Origin of the sequence: Pseudonocardia sp. D17 (assembly GCF_036984265.1) — a bacterium.
Taxonomy (GTDB): Bacteria; Actinomycetota; Actinomycetes; order Mycobacteriales; family Pseudonocardiaceae; genus Pseudonocardia; species Pseudonocardia benzenivorans.
Genome location: NZ_BPRG01000035.1, coordinates 83,288 through 89,460, shown reverse-complemented (window position 1 = coordinate 89,460; position 6,173 = coordinate 83,288). Strand labels below are relative to the sequence as shown.

At 73.6% G+C, this 6,173-nt stretch carries 7 protein-coding genes; all 7 read left to right on the top strand.

Annotated elements, in window-relative coordinates; all coding sequences use genetic code 11:
* A partial coding sequence (locus PSD17_RS05545) for an MmgE/PrpD family protein (RefSeq protein ID WP_339121961.1) occupies positions 1-1,393 on the top strand: 1,393 nt, incomplete at its 5' end.
* The gene (locus PSD17_RS05540; protein WP_339121959.1) at positions 1,390-1,896 is read left to right on the top strand and encodes an FAS1-like dehydratase domain-containing protein; all 507 of its coding nucleotides are present in this window, start codon (positions 1,390-1,392) and stop codon (positions 1,894-1,896) included. The genes PSD17_RS05545 and PSD17_RS05540, both read left to right, overlap by 4 nt.
* A complete protein-coding gene (locus tag PSD17_RS05535) occupies positions 1,893-2,342 on the top strand; it encodes a MaoC/PaaZ C-terminal domain-containing protein (RefSeq protein ID WP_013674229.1) in 450 nt (149 codons plus the stop codon). Before PSD17_RS05540 ends, PSD17_RS05535 begins: the two co-directional genes overlap by 4 nt.
* Positions 2,339-3,304: a thiamine pyrophosphate-dependent dehydrogenase E1 component subunit alpha gene (locus tag PSD17_RS05530; protein ID WP_339121957.1), complete on the top strand. Its 966-nt coding sequence runs from the start codon at positions 2,339-2,341 to the stop codon at positions 3,302-3,304. The genes PSD17_RS05535 and PSD17_RS05530 overlap by 4 nt, the downstream gene beginning before the upstream one ends.
* On the top strand, positions 3,304-4,290 hold the full coding sequence (locus tag PSD17_RS05525; RefSeq protein ID WP_103383927.1) for an alpha-ketoacid dehydrogenase subunit beta: 987 nt from the start codon (positions 3,304-3,306) through the stop codon (positions 4,288-4,290). The genes PSD17_RS05530 and PSD17_RS05525 overlap by 1 nt, the downstream gene beginning before the upstream one ends.
* Positions 4,287-4,547, top strand: coding sequence for a lipoyl domain-containing protein (locus PSD17_RS05520; protein ID WP_013674232.1), 261 nt, complete (start codon positions 4,287-4,289; stop codon positions 4,545-4,547). The genes PSD17_RS05525 and PSD17_RS05520 overlap by 4 nt, the downstream gene beginning before the upstream one ends.
* Before the next feature lie 28 nt (positions 4,548-4,575).
* Positions 4,576-6,126, top strand: coding sequence for an AMP-binding protein (locus PSD17_RS05515; RefSeq protein ID WP_013674233.1), 1,551 nt, complete (start codon positions 4,576-4,578; stop codon positions 6,124-6,126).
* Positions 6,127-6,173: the final 47 nt, after the last annotated feature.

Genomic DNA, 6,173 nt, shown 5'->3' with positions numbered 1-6,173 from the left:
CGAGCACCGAAAGCGCTCCCTGCCGGGAACCACCGTGCGAAGGGAAGGTAGAGCCATCAGCACCATCGCCGAACGGGTCGCCGGGTTCACGAGCGGCCTGCAGGCCGACGCCCTGCCGGCCGACGTCCTCGAGAAGATCCGGGTGACGCTGCTGCACAACCTGGCCGTCGCCCTGGCCGACGACGTCGTCACCGGGGTGTCGTTCCGCTACGCCGAGGCCCTGGGTGCGGGCAGCGGGGCCCGGCTGTTCCGGACCGGGGCCGCCGCCGCGCCCGACACCGCCGCGTTCGTCAACGCGACGATGATCCACGCCCGCGCCCAGGACGACGTGTACTTCCCCGGGCTCACCCACGTCGGCGCGACGCTGGTCCCGGCGGTGCTGGCGCTGGGCGAGGAGCTCGACGCGTCCGGCGCCGACCTGGTCGCCGCGCTCGCCGCCGGCTACGAGACCGCGGGCGCACTGTCGCAGGGCTTCGCGCCGCGCACCACGCCGCGGGGTTTCCGCGCGACGGGTGTCTACGGCGTCCTCGGCGCCGCCGCGGGCGCGGCCCGGCTGCTGGGGCTCGACACCGCGACCACGGCCGACGCACTCGGCATCGCGACGAGCCTCGCCGGCGGCACCAACCAGACGTGGGTCGCGGGCAGTCAGGAGTGGCTCTTCCAGGTCGGCTTCTGCGCCCGCAACGGGCTGCTCGCCGCCAGGCTGGCCGCGGCGGGAGGCGCCGGAGCCCCCGACGCCTTCGAGGGCGCGCAGGGCTTCTACCGTGCGCTGCTCGGCGAGGAGACCGACCTCTCGACGGTCGCCACCGACCTCGGCGAGACGTGGCGCGTCCGCGACGTCACCTACAAGCCGCTGCCGGTGTGCGCGATCCTGCAGTCCCCGGTCACCGACGCCCTGTCGTTGCGCGCCGAGCACACGCTGACACCCGAGCTCGTCGGCGCCGCCCGGCTCAGCCTGTCCCCGGGGGAGGCCGCCTATCCCGGGACCGACTCCGTCGGACCGTTCCGCGGCGCGGGCGACGCCCTGATGAGCGCCCAGTTCTGCCTCGCCGTCGCGCTGGAGAAGGGCACGGTCACCGCGTCGGACCTGCTGCGCACCGACGACGCCGGGCTGCTCGAGCTCGCCCGACGGATCGCGGTCGTGCCCGACCCCGCGCTCGCCTCGCGCTCGTTCAGGCTGGAGATCGACCTCCGTGACGGCGGCCGGGTCGAGCACGTCGGCGAGGACGGTGCGGCCGACTTCAACTGGGACCGCGAGGGGCTGCTCGCGCAGATCGCGGCGATGTCGGCGGAGATGCCGCCGGACGAGGTCGTCGCCGGGCTCGTCGACACGGTGCTCGACGTCGAGAACCGGTCGGTGCGCGACGTCGTGTCGGCGATGGTGACGTCGTGACGGCCCTCGTCGACGAGGCGTACGAGAAGGCGAGCGCCGGCGTCGGCAAGGTCCAGGAGATCCGGATCGGCGTCCTCGACGAGCGTGCCCTGCAACGGTTCGCGCTGGTGGTCGGGCACACCGACGGGCCGTATCAGGACCCGGCCGCGGCCGCCGATCTCGGGTACGCGGGCCTGCTGGCGGCGCCGCTGTACCTGACCGCGGTGCTCGGCTGGGACACCGGGCCCGCCGAGTCCGACCTGCTCGCCGACGGCAACTCCCGCACCCCGCTGGGCGACGTCGACGTCGCGGGGCTGCGGCTCATGGGCGGCGGCCAGGACCTGACGTTCCACGAGCCCGTCGTCGCCGGGCTCGACGTGGTGATGCACGCGGAGGTGACGGCGGTGACGCGCAAGGAGGGTCGCTCGGGCCCGCTGCTGGTGATCGAGGTCCACCGGCGTTACCTCGAGGCCGGCGACGGGCGGTTGCTCGTCGAGTGCCACGAGAGCTTCCTGGCCCGATGAGCGAGCGCAGCGAGCGGATCATCGACGCGGCCGCCGCCGGGTACCCCACCGCCGCCGACGTGAACGTCGGCGACCCGATCGGCGAGCTCGTCGTCACCCCGACCGAGATCACCCTGTTCCGGTTCAGCGCGTTGACGTGGAACCCGCACCGGATCCACTACGACCACCCGTACGCCGCCACCGAGGGCTACCCGGGCCCGCTCGTGCAGTCGCACCTGCACGGGTCCTACCTGGCCCGGCTCGTCGTCGAATGGGCGGGGCCGCGCGCACGGCTGCGGCGTTTCCGCTGGCAGAACCGGCAGTACGCGATCCCCGGCGACGAGCTGCGGATCACCGGGACGGTCACCGCGGTGAACGGACGGCTCGTCGACTGCGAGCTGGCCGAGACCAACCAGCGCGGGGAGACGTGCGCGCCGGGCCGGGCGACGGTGGAGCTGCCCTCGTGACCGTCTCCGCCGACCAGGCGCTCGACCTCTACCGCGTCATGGCCACCATCCGGGTCTTCGAGACGACGGCCGGGTCGCTGTTCGCCGCGGGCGAGCTGCCCGGGTTCATCCACCTGTCGTCGGGCCAGGAGGCCGTCGCCGCCGGGGTGTGCTCGGTGCTGCGCCGCGACGACGCCCTCACCACGACCCACCGCGGCCACGGGCACTGCATCGCCAAGGGCGGCAAGGTGTTCGGCATGCTCGCCGAGCTGTACGGCCGCGCCGCGGGCTACGGCAAGGGCCGCTCGGGCTCGATGCACATCGCGGACAGCTCCGCGGGCATCCTGGGCGCCAACGCGATCGTCGGCGGCGGGCTGCCGATGGCGCTCGGCGCGGCGTGGAGCGCGCAGGTCCGCGGGGAGGACCGCGTCGCCGTGGCCTTCTTCGGCGACGGTGCCGTCGCCGAGGGGGTGTTCCACGAGACGCTCAACCTCGCGGCGCTGTGGCGGCTCCCGCTGGTGCTGGTGTGCGAGAACAACCGCGTCGCGGAGATGACGCCGTCGTCGGTGCACCTGGCGACGACGCGCGTCGCCGACTTCGCGGGCCCCTACGCCATCCCCGGGGTCACCGTCGACGGCAACGACGTGCTGGTCGTGCGCGACGCGGCCGCGACCGCGGTGGCGCGGGCCCGTGCGGGGGAGGGACCGACGTTGCTCGAGTGCGAGACCCACCGCATCCGCGGGCACTTCGAGGGCGACCCGCTGCGCTACCGCAGCGCGGAGGAGACGGCGGCCTGGGCGGCGCGCGACCCGCTCGTCCTGTTCCGGGCCCGGCTCGCCGAGCTCGGGGTGCCGTCCGCACGGGTCGAGGCGGTCGACACCGAGGTCGCGGCCGAGGTACGCGACGCCGCCGCCGCGGCGGCCGCCGCGGCGCCTGCCCCCGTGTCCTCGCTGCTCGACGACGTGCGGCCGGGGGTGTCCTGATGGCTCGGCTCAAGTACTGGCAGGCGATCAACCAGGCGCTGCGCGAGGAGATGGCCCGCGACGAGGCGGTCTGCGTCCTCGGCGAGGACGTCGGTGCCCCGGGCGGCCCGTTCGGCGCGACCAAGGGCCTGCTCGACGAGTTCGGTGCCGCCCGGGTGCGCGACACCCCGATCAGTGAGGCCACGATCGTCGGCGCCGCGCTCGGGGCGTCGATGACCGGGCTGCGGCCCGTCGTCGAGGTGATGTTCCTCGACTTCATGACCGTGGCGATGGACCAGGTCGTCAACCAGGCCGCCAAGGTCGGCTACATGTCCGGCGGCCACTACCGGGCGCCCATGGTCGTCCGCACGATCTGCGCGAGCGGGCGCAACACCGGCCCCCAGCACGCGCAGAACCTGGAGGCCTGGCTCGCCCACGTCCCCGGGCTGACCGTGGTGTGGGGCTCGAACCCGGCCGACGCCCGGGGCCTGCTCAAGTCGGCGATCCGCGACGACGGGCCCGTCGTCGTGATCGAGAGCCTCGCCGAGTGGTCGCGCCGTGGCGAGGTCGCCGACGACCCCGACGCGCTCGTCCCGATCGGGGTCGCGGCCGTGCGCAGACCGGGCACCGATGTCACCGTCGTGACCTGGGGCGGAGCCGTGCACCGCGTCGACGCGGCCGCCGCGGCGCTGGCCGACGAGGTCGACGTCGAGGTGATCGACCTGCGGACGATCAGCCCGTGGGACCGCGCGACGGTGCTGGAGTCGGTGCGGCGCACCGGGCGGCTCGTCGTGGTGCACGACGCCGTGGCCGCCTTCGGGGCGGGCGCGGAGATCGCCGCGACGGTCGCGGAGCACTGTTTCGGCGACCTGCGCGCCCCGGTCGCCCGCGTCGCGGCGCCGTTCGCGCCGTCGCCGTTCCCGCCGCAGCTGGAGGCCGCCTACCTGCCCCAGCCCGGCACCATCGCCGACGCGATCCGCGCGAGCGTGCTGCAGGGGGTCCGGTGACCGAGATCGACGTCGTCGTCCCGAGATGGGGCCTGACCATGGACGACGCCACGTTCGTCGGGTGGCTCGTGCAGGTGGGCGATACCGTCGGCGAGGGCGAGGCGCTGGCCGAGGTCGAGACCGACAAGACGACCGCCGACCTGCCCAGCCCCGCGGCGGGTGTCGTCACCGCGACCCTCGTGGCGGCGGGCGACGAGGTCGTCCCCGGCCAGGTCGTCGGACGCATCGCCGCCGGTCCCGCCGCACCCGCGACCTGATGCTGTGACCCACTTGGAGGAGGAGACCGTGCACGACCTGATCGGCGACCGGACGCTGCGAGACCTGCTCGACGAGCGCACGGCCCGCACGCCGGAGAAGACCTACCTGGTCTACGAGGACGCCGAGGGCACGATCACCGAGTTCAGCTACCTGGACTTCTCCCGCCGTGTCGACGAGCTCGCCGCCGGGCTCGCGGCGCTCGGCGTCGGCAAGGGCGACCGGGTGACGATCCACCTGCGCAACAGCCCCGAGGTGCTCGAGGCCTGGTTCGCCCTCGCGACCCTCGGCGCGGTGTTCGTGCCGTCCAACGTCGCGAACACCGCGGGGGAGATCCAGCACGTCGTCTCCTACTCCGGGTCCGTCGCGGTGATCACCCAGCCGCTGTTCGCCGACGTCGTCGCGCGCGCGGTCGCCGAGTGCCCGACGGTGCGCCACACCCTCATGGCGCGCACCGACACCGCACCCGAGGGCACGCTGCTGCTCGACGACCAGCGCCTCGCCGGTGCCACCCCGCCGGACAACGGCGTCGGCCCCGACGACGTCGTCGAGATGATCTTCACCTCGGGGACGACCGCCCGCCCCAAGGGTGTGCTGCTCACCCACGCCAACGCGCTGCACTCCGGCGAGCGCTCGTCGAGGGCGCTGCTGCTCGACTCCTCCGAGCGCTGCCTGACCTCGCTGCCGGTGTTCCACGTCAACGCCCAGTCGCTGACGGTGCTGTCGTCGCTGACGGTCGGCGGCACCGCGATCGTGCTGGAGGAGTACCGGGCGACGAAGTTCTGGGACCAGGTCCGCGCGCACAAGGCCACCCAGATCAGCCTCGTCGCGATGCAGGCCCGGACGCTGCTCGCGCAGCCCCCGCGGGACACCGACGACCAGCACGACGTCCGCCGCGTCTTCTACGCGCTCAACATCACCACCGACGAGCGCGACAGCTTCGAGAAGCGCTACGGCGTCGAGCTGGTCAACGGCTACGGACTGTCGGAGGCGATGACGCTGGTGACGGTCGCGCCGGTGTTCGGGCCGAAGCGCTGGCCCTCGATCGGGGTCCCGCTGCACGACCGCGTCGTCAAGCTCGTCGACGCCGAGGGCAACGAGGTGCCGCGCGGCGAGGTCGGCGAGATCGTCGTGCAGGGCCGGCCGGGCCGCACCCTCATGCTCGGCTACCACAACGACCCGGAGGCCACGGCCCGCACGCTGGTCGACGGGTGGCTGCACACCGGCGACAACGCCTACGTCGACGAGAAGGGCTACTTCTACTTCTTCGACCGCGGCAAGGACATGATCAAGCGTGCCGGCGAGAACGTGTCGACGGTCGAGGTCGAGTCGGTGCTGCTCGACCACCCGGAGATCGTCGAGGCCGCGGTGATCGGCGTGGTCGACCCGATCCGCGACGAGGCGGTGAAGGCGTTCGTCGCGCTCGCCGCGGGCAGCACGTTGACCGTCGAGGCGATCCAGGAGCACTGCGCGACCCGGCTGGCGAGGTTCAAGGTGCCGACGATCGTGGAGATCCGCGACGAGCTGCCCAAGACCTCGATCGGGAAGATCGAGAAGAAGCTCCTGCGCGGCCAGGGGTAGGGCCGGGACGTGGACGGGGGGCCGGGGACCGGGGCACCGCCGCGGGG

What these genes read in the sequence shown, in the direction of transcription:
- PSD17_RS05535 (WP_013674229.1), top strand. Translation starts at nt 1,893, where the DNA reads ATGAGCGAGCGCAGCGAGCGGATCATCGACGCGGCCGCCGCCGGGTAC.
- PSD17_RS05525 (WP_103383927.1), top strand. Translation starts at nt 3,304, where the DNA reads ATGGCTCGGCTCAAGTACTGGCAGGCGATCAACCAGGCGCTGCGCGAG.